At 63.9% G+C, this 15,378-nt stretch carries 15 protein-coding genes, 1 pseudogene and 1 riboswitch; of the genes and pseudogenes, 7 read left to right on the forward strand and 9 right to left on the reverse strand.

Annotated elements, in window-relative coordinates; genetic code table 11:
- Positions 1-23: 23 nt before the first annotated feature.
- Positions 24-1,193 (reverse strand): homoserine O-acetyltransferase MetX, encoded by a 1,170-nt coding sequence (metX, locus tag AC1DX6_RS24595; RefSeq protein ID WP_477318126.1) that lies wholly within the window; start codon positions 1,191-1,193, stop codon positions 24-26.
- A gap of 73 nt (positions 1,194-1,266) precedes the next feature.
- Positions 1,267-1,344: riboswitch (SAM riboswitch) on the reverse strand.
- Positions 1,345-1,498: 154 nt separating this feature from the next.
- On the opposite strand from metX, the gene hisC reads away from it, so the two are divergent.
- Both hisC and AC1DX6_RS24605 read left to right on the forward strand, forming a co-directional pair.
- Positions 1,499-2,608: a histidinol-phosphate transaminase gene (hisC, locus tag AC1DX6_RS24600; RefSeq protein WP_477318128.1), complete on the forward strand. Its 1,110-nt coding sequence runs from the start codon at positions 1,499-1,501 to the stop codon at positions 2,606-2,608.
- A gap of 4 nt (positions 2,609-2,612) precedes the next feature.
- Positions 2,613-3,548 carry a prephenate/arogenate dehydrogenase family protein gene (locus AC1DX6_RS24605; RefSeq protein ID WP_477318130.1) on the forward strand — a complete coding sequence of 312 codons (936 nt, stop codon included), beginning with the start codon at positions 2,613-2,615 and terminating at the stop codon, positions 3,546-3,548.
- A gap of 129 nt (positions 3,549-3,677) precedes the next feature.
- On the opposite strand, the pseudogene AC1DX6_RS24610 reads toward AC1DX6_RS24605, so the two are convergent.
- Positions 3,678-4,606, reverse strand: a pseudogene (locus AC1DX6_RS24610) (sugar kinase).
- 60 nt (positions 4,607-4,666) lie between these two features.
- Positions 4,667-5,665, reverse strand: a complete 999-nt coding sequence (locus AC1DX6_RS24615; protein WP_477318132.1) for a DUF2125 domain-containing protein — start codon at positions 5,663-5,665, stop codon at positions 4,667-4,669.
- Positions 5,666-5,814: 149 nt separating this feature from the next.
- Between AC1DX6_RS24615 and AC1DX6_RS24620 the strand changes: the two genes are divergently transcribed.
- Entirely contained in the window at positions 5,815-6,333 is a 519-nt protein-coding gene (locus AC1DX6_RS24620) for a gamma-glutamylcyclotransferase (RefSeq protein ID WP_477318134.1), read from the forward strand.
- 11 nt (positions 6,334-6,344) lie between these two features.
- Here AC1DX6_RS24620 and AC1DX6_RS24625 read toward each other — a convergent pair whose 3' ends face one another.
- Positions 6,345-7,325: a quinone oxidoreductase family protein gene (locus AC1DX6_RS24625; protein WP_477318136.1), complete on the reverse strand. Its 981-nt coding sequence runs from the start codon at positions 7,323-7,325 to the stop codon at positions 6,345-6,347.
- Positions 7,326-7,466: 141 nt separating this feature from the next.
- On the opposite strand from AC1DX6_RS24625, the gene AC1DX6_RS24630 reads away from it, so the two are divergent.
- From AC1DX6_RS24630 to AC1DX6_RS24640, 3 genes are all read left to right on the forward strand, one after another.
- Positions 7,467-8,435 carry a GlxA family transcriptional regulator gene (locus AC1DX6_RS24630; RefSeq protein ID WP_477318138.1) on the forward strand — a complete coding sequence of 323 codons (969 nt, stop codon included), beginning with the start codon at positions 7,467-7,469 and terminating at the stop codon, positions 8,433-8,435.
- A 164-nt stretch (positions 8,436-8,599) separates the two neighbouring features.
- On the forward strand, positions 8,600-9,547 hold the full coding sequence (locus AC1DX6_RS24635) for an aldo/keto reductase (protein ID WP_477318140.1): 948 nt from the start codon (positions 8,600-8,602) through the stop codon (positions 9,545-9,547).
- An 82-nt stretch (positions 9,548-9,629) separates the two neighbouring features.
- Positions 9,630-10,247, forward strand: coding sequence for a LysE family translocator (locus AC1DX6_RS24640; RefSeq protein ID WP_477318142.1), 618 nt, complete (start codon positions 9,630-9,632; stop codon positions 10,245-10,247).
- A 9-nt stretch (positions 10,248-10,256) separates the two neighbouring features.
- On the opposite strand, the gene AC1DX6_RS24645 is transcribed toward AC1DX6_RS24640, so the two are convergent.
- Both AC1DX6_RS24645 and AC1DX6_RS24650 read right to left on the reverse strand, forming a co-directional pair.
- The gene (locus tag AC1DX6_RS24645; RefSeq protein WP_477318144.1) at positions 10,257-11,057 is read right to left on the reverse strand and encodes a lysophospholipid acyltransferase family protein; all 801 of its coding nucleotides are present in this window, start codon (positions 11,055-11,057) and stop codon (positions 10,257-10,259) included.
- A 104-nt stretch (positions 11,058-11,161) separates the two neighbouring features.
- Positions 11,162-12,073, reverse strand: a complete 912-nt coding sequence (locus tag AC1DX6_RS24650; protein ID WP_477318146.1) for a LysR family transcriptional regulator — start codon at positions 12,071-12,073, stop codon at positions 11,162-11,164.
- A gap of 112 nt (positions 12,074-12,185) precedes the next feature.
- Here AC1DX6_RS24650 and AC1DX6_RS24655 point away from each other — a divergent pair, with 112 nt between their 5' ends.
- Positions 12,186-12,812: a pyridoxamine 5'-phosphate oxidase family protein gene (locus tag AC1DX6_RS24655; protein WP_477318147.1), complete on the forward strand. Its 627-nt coding sequence runs from the start codon at positions 12,186-12,188 to the stop codon at positions 12,810-12,812.
- A gap of 3 nt (positions 12,813-12,815) precedes the next feature.
- Here AC1DX6_RS24655 and AC1DX6_RS24660 read toward each other — a convergent pair whose 3' ends face one another.
- From AC1DX6_RS24660 to ftsE, 3 genes are all read right to left on the reverse strand, one after another.
- A complete protein-coding gene (locus AC1DX6_RS24660; RefSeq protein WP_477318149.1) occupies positions 12,816-13,538 on the reverse strand; it encodes a YdcF family protein in 723 nt (240 codons plus the stop codon).
- Between the two features lie 135 nt (positions 13,539-13,673).
- Positions 13,674-14,663, reverse strand: a complete 990-nt coding sequence (locus AC1DX6_RS24665) for a cell division protein FtsX (RefSeq protein ID WP_477318151.1) — start codon at positions 14,661-14,663, stop codon at positions 13,674-13,676.
- Complete coding sequence (gene ftsE, locus AC1DX6_RS24670) at positions 14,656-15,315, reverse strand: cell division ATP-binding protein FtsE (protein ID WP_006200215.1); 660 nt, start codon at positions 15,313-15,315, stop codon at positions 14,656-14,658. The genes AC1DX6_RS24665 and ftsE overlap by 8 nt, the downstream gene beginning before the upstream one ends.
- Positions 15,316-15,378: the final 63 nt, after the last annotated feature.

Raw genomic sequence — 15,378 nt, forward strand, 5'->3', positions numbered from 1 at the left:
GAAAAGTCTGCAACTTTTCGGGGTCATGCGCTGAGCCCCCTGGCCCGCGCGGCCGAGCCGATGAAGCCGTTGATGGCGGCGAACAGCTCCGGCTCGTCGAGCAGGAAGGCGTCGTGGCCGCGGTCGGTGTCGATCTCGACGAAGGATACCGATGCGCCGGCCGCGTTCAGCGCGTGCACGATCGAGCGGCTCTCCTCGGTCGGGAACAGCCAGTCGCTGGTGAAGGACACCAGGCAGAAGCGGGTTTTGGTGCCGGCAAAGGCATCGGCCAGCCGCCCGCCATGGTCGGCGGCGAGGTCGAAATAGTCCATGGACCGGGTCATGTAGAGATAGGAATTGGCGTCGAAGCGGTCGACAAAGGTCTGGCCCTGATGGCGCAGATAGCTCTCGATCTGGAAGTCGGCGTCGAAACCGAAGGTCAGCGCCTCGCGGTCCTGCAGATTGCGGCCGAACTTCCTATGAAGTGCCGCTTCCGACAGATAGGTGATGTGGGCGGCCATGCGCGCCACCGCCAGCCCTTTTTCGGGGCGCGCGCCAAAGTCGAGATATTTGCCGCCATGCCAGTCGGGGTCGGCCATCACCGCTTGCCGGCCAACCTCGTGGAAGGCGATGTTCTGCGAGGAATGACGGGCGCCGGTGGCGATCGGCAGCGCCGAGAAGACCCGCTCCGGATAGCTCGATGCCCATTCCAGCACCTGCATGCCGCCCATCGAGCCGCCAAGGACGGAAAACAGCTTTTCGATGCCGAAATGGTCGACCAGCATCAGTTGCGCGCGCACCATGTCGCGGATGGTGATGATCGGCAGGTCGAGCCCGTAGGGCTTGCCTGTGGCGGGATTGGTCGAGGCGGGGCCGGTGGAACCGAGGCAGCCGCCGATGACGTTGGAGCAGATGACGAAAAAGCGGTTGGTGTCGATGATCTTGCCCGGGCCGATCAGCACTTCCCACCAGCCGGGCTTGCCGGTCACCGGGTTGGTGCTGGCGACATGCTGGTCGCCGGTCAGCGCGTGGCAGACCAAGATCGCGTTGGAGCGGGCATCATTGAGTGTGCCGTAGGTCTGGTAGGCGATCTGGAACGGCGACAAAAGCGTGCCGGCGTCGAGCTTGAGCGGCTTGTCGGCGCCGAAACGCAACACCGGGCTCGACGGTGCGTCGGCCTCGTTATTGGTTTTTCCTGCGCGCAGAGCGGCCATCACATCTCTCATACATCGGTCGTCCGGCCGGCCGCGGACAACAAAAAACCGGCATTGCCGTCGCAAAGCCGGTTACAGGATGCAAACGGCCCTTTAGCAAGTTGTTTAACGTGGCTGCAAGCCGACCGGCCAAATCACCACGGAACTGTTGCGTTCTTCTAGAACTCGCGCGGCCCGCCGTCAACGGCCAGCCGTGCGCGCCACTGCCACCTCTCGACATTCCGGGCCACGGCTTGTATTTCCGCTGCGGCTTTCCGGCGGAAGTGTTCTCGCCAGCGGAAGCATTCTCGACGGATTTTGCGAAGATGAACCAGAGACCGGATCAGCTACGGCCAACACCCCGCGCGGGCATAATGGACATCGAAGCCTATGTGCCGGGCAAGAGCACGGCGCCGGCCGGTGTCGCCAAGGTCCACAAGCTGTCGTCGAACGAGAACCCGCTCGGGCCATCGCCGAAGGCGATCGAGGCGGCGCGGGAAATCGCCGGAAAGCTCGACATCTATCCCGACGGCACCGCCAGGCGGCTGCGCGAGGCGATCGCCGAAGTGCATGGCCTCAATCCAGCAAACATCATCTGCTCCAACGGTTCCGACGAGATCCTGGGCCTGCTGGCGCAGACCTATCTGGCACCCGGCGATGAAGCGGTGATCACCGAACACGCCTTCATGGTCTACAAGATCTACATCCAGTCGGCCGGCGCCGTCCCGGTTGTGGTCAAGGAGACCGACGACCGCGCCGACATCGACGCGATCCTGGCGGCGGTGACGCCGCGCACAAAGATCGTTTTCCTCGCCAATCCCAACAACCCGACCGGCACCTATGTGCCGTTCCAGGAGGTGCGCCGCCTGCATGCCGGCCTGCCCAGGCATGTGCTTCTGGTGCTGGACGCGGCTTACGCGGAATATGTCCGCCGCAATGACTACGAAGCCGGCATCGAACTGGTCGGCAGCGCCGAGAACGTTGTGATGACCCGCACCTTCTCCAAGATCGGTCTTGGCGGTGCCAGGATCGGCTGGATGTACGCGCCGATGCACATCGTCGACGCGATCAACCGCATACGCGGCCCCTTCAACGTCAACGCCACGGCGATCGAGGCCGGCATTGCCGCGATCCGTGACCGCGACCACGTTCAGCGCAGCGTGGCGCACAATGAAACCTGGCTGGCCTGGCTGAGCGAGGAATTGACCAGGCTTGGGCTGCGGGTGACGCCGAGCGTCGGCAATTTCGTCCTCATCCACTTTCCCGAGGACAAGGCGCATTCGGCAGCAATGGCGGACGACTATCTGACCGCACGCGGCTATATTCTGCGCCGCGTTTCCGGCTACGGCTTTCCCAACGCGCTGCGCATGTCCATCGGCACCGAAGAGGCCAATCGCGGCGTCATTGCCGCCCTTTCGACGTTTCTGAAAAGTTAGAAAAATGACAGCACCGATGTTCGAAAAGATCGCGCTGGTCGGCATCGGCCTGATCGGCTCGTCGCTGGCCCGCGTCATCCGCCGCGAAGGCCTTGCCCGTCACGTCTCTATCTCGACCCGCAGCGCCGCGACGCTGGCGCGGGCGCAAGAGCTTGGTCTTGGCGATTCCTACAGCACGGATGCGAAGGAAGCGGTCCGCGATGCCGATCTGGTCATCGTTTCGGTGCCGGTCGGCTCGTCAGGCAAGGTAGCCGCCGAAATCGCACCGGCGCTGAAGCCGGGCGCCATCCTCACCGATGTTGGCTCGACCAAGGCATCGGTGATCGCGCAGATGCAGCCGCACGTGCCTGCCGGCGTGCATTTCATTCCCGGCCATCCGCTGGCGGGTACCGAAAAGTCGGGACCGGATGCGGGCTTCGCCGATCTGTTCGAGAACCGCTGGTGCATTTTCACGCCGCTCCCCGACACCGATCCGGCGGCGTTGGAAAAGCTTTCGGAATTCTGGCGGCGCTGCGGCTCCAACATCGACACGATGGACCCGCAGCATCACGACATGACGCTGGCCATCGTCTCGCATCTGCCGCACATTATCGCCTACAACATCGTCGGCACGGCCGATGATTTGCAGTCGGTGACCAAGTCCGAAGTCATCAAATATTCGGCCTCGGGCTTTCGCGATTTTACCCGTCTCGCCGCCTCCGACCCGACCATGTGGCGCGATGTCTGCCTGCACAACAAGGATGCCATCCTCGAAATGCTGGCACGGTTCTCGGAAGACCTCGCCTCGCTGCAGCGGGCGATCCGCTGGGGCGACGGCGACAAGCTGTTCGACCTGTTCACCCGCACCCGTGCCGTGCGCCGCTCGATCATCGAGGCCGGCCAGGACATCGACGCACCGGACTTTGGCCGCCAGGCGGTAGAACATCCTAAAGGGAGCTGATATTCAGGTGAGGCCGGCCTGCAAATGGCTGATACCTGCGCTTCCGGTGCTCACGTACGAAAAGTACGCTCCGCTCCGGTTCTCGGAATCCACCATTTTCGGCTCGGCCTGACCTGAATCTCAGTTCCCTTAGCCTTGTTGGGAAGTCGGCCAGGTCGCTGCGACCATCGCCAGCGTCTCGGCCCTGTCGGGTGCGCCGAGCCTGCCGCCGAAGCGCAGGCATTTGAGCGCCGCGGCGGCGCTGGCAAAGCGCAAAGCCTGCTCGACCGGCATGGCTTCCGCCAACGCGACAGCAAAGGCGCCGTGAAACACGTCGCCGGCGGCCAGCGTGTCGACCGCCTTGATTTTTGGCGCCGCCACATGGCGGGATGATCCCCGATCGAACCACCAGGTGCCAGCCGCGCCGCCGGTGACGGCAACGAATGCGTCGGTGCGGGAGGCGAGGTCGGTGCAAGCGGACTGCAGGTCCAGCGCTTGGCCGCATATGATGCGGACTGCCGCTCGGAAGCGACGATGTGCGATGCCAGCGGCAACAGGCGCTCCAGCACGTCGAGCGGCGCCGTATCGGCATCCAGGATCGCCGGACGACCGGCGCGGCGTGCGGCCGTCAGGGCAAGGGCTGCCGCACCCGGCCAACGCACATCGACCAGCACGGCGTCAAAGCTGGAAAGATCGGCGAGGGGCAGCGTCTCGGGATCGGCTTGCGCCTTGGGGTCGTAGAAGGGCACGATGATGCGCTCGCCATGGGCGTCGACCAGGATCGAGGCCAACGCCGAGCGCGCGCCTTGAACGCGGCGGACAAAGCTGCAATCGACGCCCTCGGCCTCGATGCCGCCCACTAGCTGGTCGCCAACGGCATCGTCACCCGCACTTGCCCACAGAAGCACTTCGGCGCCGAGACGGCGTGCGGCGCAGGCCGCACTTGTCGCCATGCCGGCAGCAATCTGGACGCCGTCGGAGGCGATGAACTTGCCCTGATGCAAAGGCAGCATGTCCACGCGAAGGATGGTGTCGAGTGTCAGCGCGCCAACGCTGAGTAGTCTCACCGGCTGGTTCATGCGTTGGCTTGCTTGAGCATGATCTTCCCCCAAAGCCGGTTCCTGCTTCTGAGATATGCTCTAATCGACCGGCTTGATCTTGCCCAGCGGGATAAAGCCGAACGAAGCCTTGCCCTTGATGACCTTCAGCGGCATCGACGGTTCGTTGCCGAGCACAGCGAGTGCGGCAAAACCCTGTTCGATCTGGCTCTTCTGCTCGGGAATGGCGGTGGCGAGGATTGCCGCCACGGCTTTCGGGTCCTTCAGCCTGATCGTCAGGTCGGCGTTGACAAGGCCGTCGGCATCGACCGACACCGGGCCCGAAACCGTGACGCGCGCGGTTCCCGACGACAGATCGAGCTTGCGGATGTCGACCGCCTGGCCGCGCAGGCTCTTTGCCTGGGTCTTGATCAGCGCCACGCCGTTCTTCAGCGTCGCGTCGCCGCTGCCGTCGAGCGGCGGCAGCACGCGCCCGCCGATCGCGTCGGCATCGATCTCAAGGTCGGTGAACCTTCCAACATAACCAATGTCCTGGCCATCGGGCTGCAGCTCTCCCGCCGCGGTCCCGGCGCTGAACAACGAAACCGGGTCGGTATCGTCGGCCGGGTCGGTCTGGCCGGACAGGCCCTCGGCCTGCAACGATACGCGCTGCGGCAGCGGATACCATAATTTGGCGTTGGCCTGCAGGTTGTCCCAGTCGATCCACAACGGCATCATGCCCGGTACGGAGGTTCTGAGCGGACCGCGCAGATTGGCAACCGGTGACAACGGCTGGACGATCTGGGCAATAGCATTGAAACTGCCGGCCGACGCCGCGATGTTCCTGGCATCATCCTCGTAGGCAAGGTTGTCGCAGGAAATGACAAAGCTCAACGGGTAGCCACTGACCTGGAGGTTGGCGCAATCAGCCTCGACGCCATTCTTGTTGAGTGCGGCAACGGCCTTGTCGGTCCCGGCTCTGACCTGGTCAGCCAGATAGAACCAGCCGCCGCTATAGATCGCAAACAGCACAACGACAAACGCCACGAGCCAGAACAGGCCGCGTCGGGACTTTGGTTGGCGTTCGTCACTTGACGTCATGCTTTGGCTCTCATTAACGCATGGGTATTGTGGACGGATCTTCGATTCCGACACCAATAGATACACAGAGACGAATAAGTAGACGGGAACGGGCGAAAAAAACCGGTTCCCTGCGGTGTTGGCATTCTTTTGCAATCAGGCGCGGCGATATGGGCGATTTTTGGGTGTTTGGCTACGGGTCGCTGATCTGGCGACCGGGGTTCGCGCATGTCGAGACACGGCGCGCGCGCCTGTACGGCTACCGCCGCTCGCTCTGCGTCTATTCCTTCGTGCATCGCGGTACGCGCGAGCGGCCGGGGCTGGTGCTCGGCCTCGACCATGGCGGATCCTGCATCGGGCTGGCCTTTCGCGTGCCCGGTGATTTGCGCGACGAGGTCATCGCCTATTTGCGCGAGCGCGAACTGGTCACCCGCGTGTATCTCGAACGCACGCTCAAGGTTCGCCTCGACGGCGGCGGCACGGTCGAGGCAGTCGCCTACATCGTCGATCGCCAGCATGAGCAATATGCCGGCGGGCTCGACGCGCCGCATGCGGCGAGCGTCGTTCGCGGCGCCGCCGGCCAGTCCGGTAACAACGAGGATTATGTGCTGAGCACGCTCGAACACCTCGAGGCGCTGGGCATTCGCGACCATTGGCTGGAAGAGGTGGCCAAACGGATCGGGCCGTGACCTTCGTCCGGCTACATGCTGAACATCTGCTTTCCCAGATCGGCACGATCCAGGCTGTTTGTCACAGCAAGCGTGAACTTGCTCAGCGGATGGATGCCGCCGACAGGGACATGGAAGCCGGGCTGGCTGAAGATGTCGACAATCTCGCGCAACATCGGCCGGTCGGCGTCGACGGGTGGCGAAAAGAAATAGCGATAGACGTTTGCCCTGATCGCTGCGCCGCTCAGCAGCACGTCGAAATTGTGCAGTTCGAAGCGCTCGGCGCTCATCCCGCCATTGATGACCATCTGTCCGCCAAGAGCGAGGCTGCGGATCAATTCGCCGCTGGCCGGCCCGCCGACATTGTCGATTATGCCATTCAGCCCGGCGCCGCCGGTTATGTCCATAACCGCTTCCCTGATGCCGGCCCGCACGTCCGAGAGGTCGAGGATGGCGGCGGCGCCAAGCGCCGTCAGATCCAGGCTCTGACGCTTGCGCCGCACCATCGCGATGACGTTGATGCCGCGCCGCCGAGCGAATTGCGTCACCATCGTCGAAATCGACGAGTAGCCGGCGGTGACGGCCAGCCACTGGCCGGACTGCACCCGGGAATCCGCCAACAGGTCCCAGGCCGTGATCGGGTTCATCAATTGCCCGGCGCGTTCCTTGGGGTAGCCGGCGGGCAGCGGGATCAACCATTCGGCGGGGATGACCGCGTATTCGGCCCAGCTGTTGTAGTAGCTGAACGCGACCAGCGTGCCGGGTTCCAGGGCGACGCCTGCCCCTGCCGCCTCGATGATGCCGGCGCCATGGTTTCCGGCGATCTGCCGGGGAAAATGCGGCTTCTTCGGTTCGGGATAGAGGTTCTGGATGAACAGAAAGTCACCCGGGTTGACCGAGGCCGAGACCATCCTGACCAGCACTTCGCCTTCGCCAACTTGAGGAATGGCAATTTCGTCCAAATAGAGCACGTCGCGCGGCGAGCCGATCTCGTCGAATACAATTGCTTTCATGTCGATCTCCAATGGGCGAGCAGCGGATGACCCGACCGCACGCCGATCCCGAAACCTATGGTCGGGCCGCAAAAACCAGAATTGGCAGATTTGACAATCTATGTGCTAGACTTGCCATACTGTCTGCTCGCAGGATGCATCTTGGACAACCGCCCCGTTCACGCCGTAGTCTGGCTGCCGTCGACCTTCTATTCGGCGGTCGCCGCGACGCTCGTCGAAATGTTCGACCTGGTGAACACCATTCGTGGCGCGCCGACGATTTCCTTCGAGTTCGTGGCGCGGCAGGCGGATGCCACGACGACGCCGGGAATTTCCTTTCATACGAAACGCGAACCTTCACAGCGCATGGACTTGCTGATCCTGCTTGCCATGCCTGGCATGCAGGTGCCGGATCTTGTTGCCGCACTGGAGGAAGAGAGCCGCCATGCCGCGCCGCTTATCGCCAGGGCACGGCGCGACGGCGCCATCATCGCCGCGCATTGCGGCGCCAGCTATTTCCTGGCCGATGCCGGCCTTCTCGACCGAAAGCGCGCGACGATCTCCTGGTGGCTGAAGGCCGATGCCCAGCGCCGCTTTCCGAAGGTGCGCTGGGACGCCTCACGTGTCCTGATCGGGAATGGGCGGATCTACACCTGCGGCGGCGGGTTTTCAGGTCTCGAGCTCGGCAAGGCGCTGCTGAAGGATCTTGGCTTCGCCAGCGAGGAACGGCTGGTTCGCAAACTGATGGTGCTGCCGCCATCACGCCAAGTGCAGACGCCCTACGAGTTTCCGCTGACCGATTTGCTGCCCTTGCGCGAGCCGTTCCGCGACAAGGTTGAAGCGCTGTCCAGAAAACAGCTGCGGACGCTCGACCTTGCCTTGCTCGGGGCGCAGCTCGGCCTGTCGCCGCGAACGCTGGCGCGCCGGTTTGCCGATGAGTTGCAGACCACTCCCGGCCGATGGATTCAGGAGCAACGCCTCGAGGCCGCGAAGACGCTTCTTGAGGGCAGCAAGCTCGGCATTTCCGAAATATGCTACCAGGTCGGCTACCAGGATACGGCCTCTTTCAGCCGGCTTTTCAACCGCGTCGTTGGGCTGCCGCCTGGCGAATATCGGCGCCAAAGCCAGTAAGCTGTGGCGAGCGCACAAGACGGGGCGATATGCCAGGGGTCGCGCCTTTGTGAAGCGCTGGCCCGTTGGAAAAGGCGAGCAGGCCTTTGACCTCGCCGCTGCAAGGCCTAGGTAAGGCCGTCCGGGCTTTGCCCCGATCCATCCCCGTACCACGGAGATCCGTCTTGCAGAAACGCCGTCTCGGTCAAACCGACCTTTCCATCGCGCCGCTGGTTCTGGGCGGCAACGTCTTCGGCTGGACCGCCGACGAGAAAACCTCTCTCGACCTGCTCGACCGGTTTTTCGATGCCGGCCTCAACGCCATCGACACGGCGGACGCCTATTCGCGCTGGGTTTCCGGCCACAAGGGCGGCGAGTCCGAAACCATCATCGGCAAGTGGATGAAAAGCCGCGGCAACCGCGACAAGGTCGTCGTCATCACCAAGGTCGGCTCGGATATGGGCCAAGGCAAGAAGGACCTCTCCGCTGCCCACATCGAAACGGCCATCGATGCGTCGCTGAAGCGGCTGCAGACCGATGTCGTCGACCTCTATCTGTCGCATTGGCCGGACCCGACCACGCCTTACGAGGAAACGCTCGGCGCCTATGAAAAGCTGCTCGCCAAGGGCAAGGTCCGCCACGTCGGCGCCTCTAACCTCGACGCCGGCCAGTTGCGTGCCGCGCTGGATGTCGCAAGTCTGCGCAGCCTGCCGCGCTACGCCGTGCTGCAGCCTGCCTACAATCTTTACGACCGCTCATCCTTCGAAGGTCCGCTGCGCGATATCTGCCTCGCGGAGGACATTGGCGTCATCAGCTATTACGGTCTCGCCAAGGGGTTTTTGAGCGGCAAGTACCGCAGCGAAGCCGATCTCGGCAAAAGTGCGCGTGGTGGCGGCGTAAAGGACTATCTCAATGCCCGCGGCATGCGCATCCTCGCCGCGCTCGACGCCGTCTCGGCGCGGCTTTCGGCCAGCCAGGCGGAAGTGGCGCTGGCCTGGGTGATGGCGCGGCCCGGAATCACCGCGCCGATCGCCAGCGCCACGACGCTCGACCAGGTCGACAGCCTCGTCCGGGCCGCGTCATTGAAGCTCGGTGCGGAGGACATGGCCGCTCTGGATAAGGCCAGCGCGTAGCCGGACTGCACAATCGTTCAAGACGTCTGGCGCCGCCTGGCCCTACCGTCGTCCGCATCCAGGTTGGTTGCGGACAAAGAAGATGGCCGGACAGGTTCTTTCCCAGACGTCGCAGCAATTGCTGGCCCTGGTGCTTGCGGCTGCCGTCGTCATGGGCAGTCCCGGGCCGGCGACGATCAGCGTCACCGCCATCGGCGCGGCTTTCGGCCTGCGCGATTCGCTCCGCTACACCTCGGGGATCATTGTCGGCACGATCGCCGTGCTGCTGGTCGTGGCGGCGGGCGTCATGGCCGTTCTCGCCTCGCTGCCCAGGCTGGCACCGCTGCTGGCTGTCGCTTCGGCTGCCTACATCCTCTATCTCGCGTTCAAGATAGCGACGGCGCCGCCGCTGGCGGAGCGCGCCGGCGGGGGCAAGCTCCCGACTTTCCTCGGTGGGTTTCTTCTCGCCGTCGCCAACCCCAAAGCCTATGTGGCGATCGCCGCCGTACTCGGCACGTCTTCGGGCGCGAATGGCGGCGATCTCGGTACTTCCGCCAGGCTGGCGATGCTCGCCTTAATGATCGTCGCCATTCATGTCCTGTGGCTTCTGGCCGGGGCGGCGTTTGCGCGCTTCCTGCGTCAACCGCTGGCCTCGCGCATCATCAATCTGGTGTTTGCGGCGACGCTGGTTTTGACCACCGCGCTGGCGGCGTGGCCATGAGCGCGCGGTTCAGGCTTTCGCTTTGGCGGCCGCGCCAAGTTCTGCCAACCGCTTCACCGCCGTTGGCGGCATAGGCGGCGCGTTCGGTGCCTGCGACGCCTCGATGAGCATCTGGTCGCAGGCGGCTTCGGTGTCACCGATCAGCCGTTGCATGAACTCGTCCTTGGCCAAGCCAGGCGGGATCGGCGGCAGGAAGCGCGCCTTGACCGTGCCGGGAAAGCGCAGGAACTTCCGGCGCGGCCAATAGAGGCCGGCGACATGGGCAACCGGCACCACCGGAACGCCAAGCTGCGCATAGATTTCGACGATGCCGTATTTGTAGGCCGGTTCGTCGCCCGGCGCCCGGCGCGTGCCCTCGGGATAGATGATCAGCTGGCGCGGATTGCGCGCCAACTCCTCTTTGGTCGCGGTGAGCACCGCCTTCAGCGCCTTGGAGCGGCTGCCGCGATCGACCGGGATCATGCGCATCTTCATGATGTACCAGCCGAAGAACGGGATCCAGGTCAGTTCCCGCTTCAGGATGTAGAGCGGGTCCTGAAGGAAAGGAAAGAAGGCGATCGCATCCCAGAACGACTGGTGCTTCGGGGCCAGGATGAAGGAACCCTCTGGCAGGTTCTCCAGGCCGGTGATCTCGCTCCTCGTGCCGGCGATCTTGTCGTAGAGCCACAGGCAGGTGCCCGACCAGAATTTCGGCACGAACCATGCACGGTGGCGCGGCGACAGGAAGTAATACGGCGTCCAGAGGATCATCTGGACGATCAGGTTGACGTAGAAGACGAGGTTGAACGCCAGCGAGCGGATATAGAGCATGCGGGAAAGGCCCGGTGAGGAGGTGTGCGTTGGTTACACCAAGCGCGGGCAAAAAGGAAACAGGGCAATTGCCGGGGTCAATTTCGTCCTGCGATGAAGCGCCGTCAGCTCCGCCACGCCGCCTGTGCCAGCCGTTGCTTCAGGCGCGGTGCGGCGAAATCGAGGAAGGCGCGCAGCTTCACCGGCAGCAGGCCCTGGCCGGCATGCACCAGGCTCGCCGGCCACGGCTCGGGCTCGAACGCCTCCAGCACGGGATGGAGCGCGCCCGACCGCACCGCGGCCGATATCTGGTAGGAAAGCACCCGTGTCACGCCAACGCCGGCAATCGCGGCGTCGATCGCCGCTTCCGCGGTGTTGACCTGAAGCCGGGAGCGGATTGGAACCATCAGTTCCGCCTTGTCGGCGAGGAAGGTCCATGTGGCGAGTGAGGCAAGCCCTTCGAAGGTGATGCAGCTGTGTGCCGCAAGCTCGTTCGGGCTCTTCGGCGTGCCGTGCTCGGCCAGATAGGCCGGGCTTGCGCAAACAACATGGCGGATCGAACCGACACGGATGGCGACCATGCTGGAATCGGCAAGCGGGCCGATGCGGATGGCGAGATCGATATGCTCTTCGATCAACTGACTTATGCGGTCGCCAAGCGTCAGTCGCACATTCACATCGGGATAGGCGGCGAGGAATTCGGTGACCACCGGCAGCACATGCAGGCGACCAAAGACGATCGGCGCGGTGATGATCAGCTCGCCTGTCGGGGCGCTGTATTCGCCGGCGGCACTGCGCTCGGCCTCGCCGACCTCAGCCAGAATACGACGGCAGGCGACAAGATAGGCGTGACCGGCGTCGGTCAGCGTCAGCTGCCGCGTCGAGCGGTTCAGCAGGCGTGTCTTCAGATGCCGCTCGAGGTCGGAGACCTTGCGGCTGACCGTCGCCAGCGGAACGCCGAAACGGCGCCCGGCGGCGGACAGGCTGCCGGCCTCCACCGCGGCGACGAAAAGCGACATGGCCTCGAGACGATCCATAGTTCTCCCGAAAAATGGAAGGATAGGTTGCAGATATGCCATCTACATCCGAAAGATGGAAGGCTCTATCTCTAGGGTATCGGCCGGCAGTTCGGCCTTGAAGGAGGCTTCCATGAACGCTCATGCTTTCACCAGCGACGTCGCCTTTACGCCGACCATCAAGGCGATCCAGACCCGCAAGGGCTCGCGCCAGGCCTATGCCCGCGTCGAGGAGCGCGGCGGCTGGCAAGCTCACATCACACCGGACATCGCCACCTTCATCGAGGCGCAGACCAGCATCTTCCTGTCGACCGCCAACGCCGACGGCCAGCCCTACATCCAGCACCGCGGCGGGCCCGCAGGGTTCCTCAAGGTGTTGGACGCGCACACGATCGGCTTCGCGGATTTTTCCGGCAACAAGCAATTCATCACCCAGGGCAATCTGAACGACAATCCGCAGGCCTTCCTGTTCCTGATCGACTATGCCCACCAGCAGCGCATCAAGATCTGGGGCACGGCGCGCGTCGTCGAGGATGATGCCGAGCTGCTGGCGAGACTGATGCCGCAAGACTACAAGGCGCGCCCCGAGCAGGTCATCCTGTTTACGGTTTCGGCCTGGGATTCCAATTGCCCGCAGCACATTCCGCAGCGTTTCGAGGCCGCCGACGTGGCGGCAGCACTTGCCGAACGCGACAAGCGGATCGAACGTCTCGAACAGGAGATCGCGCGCCTGCGTGGCGCGACCAGCGCCATGGGGTGATGCTCAGTCCTTGGCCGTTGAAACCTCGGCCAGCGCGATGCCGTCAGCAGTCTGGCGAAGCGGTACGATGCCGCGCGCCAGCGCCAGAAGATATTTGCTGTATTCGGTCAAGAGCACGCGCAGCGCTTCAGGCTTGGTCAGCCAGCCGCCATTGTCGAGGTTGCTGTTGACCACCGGATAGGGTTCGAGCTTGGCGCCGTGCAGCAGCCGGCTCATTTCCAGCAGGCTGCGTGGCATGTGGTAGTTGTTGGTGACCAGGATGACGGTGCCGTAGGCGTGGCTCTCCACCCATTTGGCGCTCTCCTCGGCATTGCCGATGGTGTCGAGCGCGGCACGGTCGATGTCGACACAGCAGGAAAACAGCGCCTTGTCGCCACCGGTCGCGGCCTGCAGCTGACGGCGGCTGGCGGAGGGATGAACGCCGCTGATCAGCAGCCGCGCGCCCTTGCCTGAAGCGAGCAACTCCATCGCCGCGTCGAGGCGTGACTGGCCGCCGGTGAGCACGATGATGGCGTCGGCCTTTGCCGGATTGGCCGGGGTCGTCAGATGGCTGACGGTGTTGGCGAACCAGCCGAAGCCGCCGGCAAACAAGGCTACCAGCAGAAGCAGGGTGAGAACGGAAATACGCAACGCGGCCATCAAACGGCTCGGCCTGCCGCGTTCATGCGAACGGGCAACCACCACTGGCATCTGTCCAACCGTCCCGGTCGAATCCGCGTCCATCATCCTATGGTTAATCCTGAAATGCGGCCTTTGGTAGGAAAAAAAGCGCACATTGCGTTACGGCAGTCTTCATCCGTGATCCTTTCCCGGATGCATGTCGTTGCCACAAACGCGGTTCCCACTCTTGGGCGACACGCATCAGCCTCCATCCGGTTGGCGAACATCGATGTCGCTGAGATAGGCGACGACGGTGGCGTGCGACGTTGCCGCCGTCAGCGCACCGATCACCAGCACCATCAGGCCGACACCGAGATAGCCGGCCGAGCCGATGGCGAAATTGCCGAACAAAGCAGTCGCCTGGTCGGCCTGCGGCGTTGCCATGTTGCGAGACGACCACCAGGAAAAGACGATGAAGACGAGGATCGCGGCGGCGCCGCCGGCGGCTGCACCCTTCATACCGGTGACGAGAAAGTGCCGGCGGAACTCGCGCGCGATGAAGCGTGCCTCGGCGCCGACGAAATGCAGCACTTCGATGATGTGGCCGTTGCCGGCCATGGCGCCGCGCGTCGCGAACACCACCGTCAGCACGGTTGCCGACAGCATCAGCGCCAGCACGGCGATGCCGATGGTCACGGTCGTGCGGGCCATGGCGACCAGCCGGTCGACCCAGGTGCGATGATCGTCGAGCGAGGCGCTCGGCAGTTTGGGGGTGATCGCCGCGCGCATGGCGGCGAAGTCGGGCGGGCTGTTCTCATCGATGGTGACGATGATCAGACGCGGCACCGGCAGCTCGTCGATGTTCAGGCCTGAGCCCAGCCACGGCTCCAGCAGGCGGGCCGTTGCCTCGCGGTCGATGATCTGGGTGGCCTTCACGCCGGGGAATTCGCCGGCGATCTGCGAGGCCTGGGCAAGGGCTGCCTCCATGTCGAGGCCGTCGACCGGTTTGATCTGGATCGTCGCCTCGCGCGAAATCTGGTTCTCCCATACCGAAGCCGTGTCGCGCACCAGCGTCACCGCGCCGAAGGTCAGGCACGACAGGAAGGTCATGATGGCGATGACCAGCACCAGCGCCCGGCCGGCAATGTTCTGCGCCGGCACGATCGGCGCCATCTTGCGCTGCGCGCGTTCCGCCACGCCGGCCGTCTCGGCGGGCTGCTCATGAAGATGTTCGGCGGACAACTCAGTCATAGACGTCCAGCCTTCCGCCGGCCAGGATCATGCGCCTCGCGTCGACCTGTTCCATCAGGCCGAGGTCGTGGGTTGCGATCACCACAGCGGTGCCCAGCCGGTTGAGCTCGATGAACAGCCGCAAAAGCCGGCGCGCCAGCGGCGGATCGACATTGCCGGTCGGTTCGTCAGCAAGCAGGATCTCGGGCTGTTCGATGAGTGCGCGGGCGATCGCGGCGCGCTGTTTTTCGCCGCCGGACAGCACCGGCGGCAGCACATGCATACGCTCGCCAAGCCCGACCCATTTCAACAGCTCGGTGACGTCGGTGCGGTAGCTTGCTTCCTCGCGCCCGCGCACGCGCAGCGGCAGCGCCACATTCTCATAGGTGGTCATGTGGTCGAGCAGGCGAAAATCCTGGAACACCACGCCGATGCGGCGCCTCAGATGCGGCAGCTCGCTGCGCGAGATGCGCGAACGGTCCTTGCCGAAGATGGTGATCAGCCCGCGTGTCGGCTTCAGCGACATGAACAAAAGGCGCAGCAGCGTCGTCTTGCCGGCGCCCGAAGGCCCGCTCAGGAACTGGAAGGAGCGCTCCGGAATGTGCAGTGAGATGTCGCGGAGGATTTCCGGACCCATGCCATAGCGGAGGCCGACATTTTCGAAGCGGATCACGTTCGACGACCTGAAACTCTCGGCGGCAACGAGCCAGCCATTTCTGTAAAAAGACCATCGGCC

Source organism: Mesorhizobium sp. P2_C4 (assembly GCF_056404575.1).

Bases quoted from the DNA above. Each gene is read 5' to 3' on its own strand.
- metX (WP_477318126.1), bottom strand. From the start codon at position 1,193: ATGGCCGCTCTGCGCGCAGGAAAAACCAATAACGAGGCCGACGCACCG.
- hisC (WP_477318128.1), top strand. From the start codon at position 1,499: ATGAACCAGAGACCGGATCAGCTACGGCCAACACCCCGCGCGGGCATA.
- AC1DX6_RS24605 (WP_477318130.1), top strand. From the start codon at position 2,613: ATGACAGCACCGATGTTCGAAAAGATCGCGCTGGTCGGCATCGGCCTG.
- AC1DX6_RS24615 (WP_477318132.1), bottom strand. From the start codon at position 5,665: ATGACGTCAAGTGACGAACGCCAACCAAAGTCCCGACGCGGCCTGTTC.
- AC1DX6_RS24620 (WP_477318134.1), top strand. From the start codon at position 5,815: ATGGGCGATTTTTGGGTGTTTGGCTACGGGTCGCTGATCTGGCGACCG.
- AC1DX6_RS24625 (WP_477318136.1), bottom strand. From the start codon at position 7,325: ATGAAAGCAATTGTATTCGACGAGATCGGCTCGCCGCGCGACGTGCTC.
- AC1DX6_RS24640 (WP_477318142.1), top strand. From the start codon at position 9,630: ATGGCCGGACAGGTTCTTTCCCAGACGTCGCAGCAATTGCTGGCCCTG.
- AC1DX6_RS24645 (WP_477318144.1), bottom strand. From the start codon at position 11,057: ATGCTCTATATCCGCTCGCTGGCGTTCAACCTCGTCTTCTACGTCAAC.
- AC1DX6_RS24650 (WP_477318146.1), bottom strand. From the start codon at position 12,073: ATGGATCGTCTCGAGGCCATGTCGCTTTTCGTCGCCGCGGTGGAGGCC.
- AC1DX6_RS24655 (WP_477318147.1), top strand. From the start codon at position 12,186: ATGAACGCTCATGCTTTCACCAGCGACGTCGCCTTTACGCCGACCATC.
- AC1DX6_RS24660 (WP_477318149.1), bottom strand. From the start codon at position 13,538: ATGATGGACGCGGATTCGACCGGGACGGTTGGACAGATGCCAGTGGTG.
- AC1DX6_RS24665 (WP_477318151.1), bottom strand. From the start codon at position 14,663: ATGACTGAGTTGTCCGCCGAACATCTTCATGAGCAGCCCGCCGAGACG.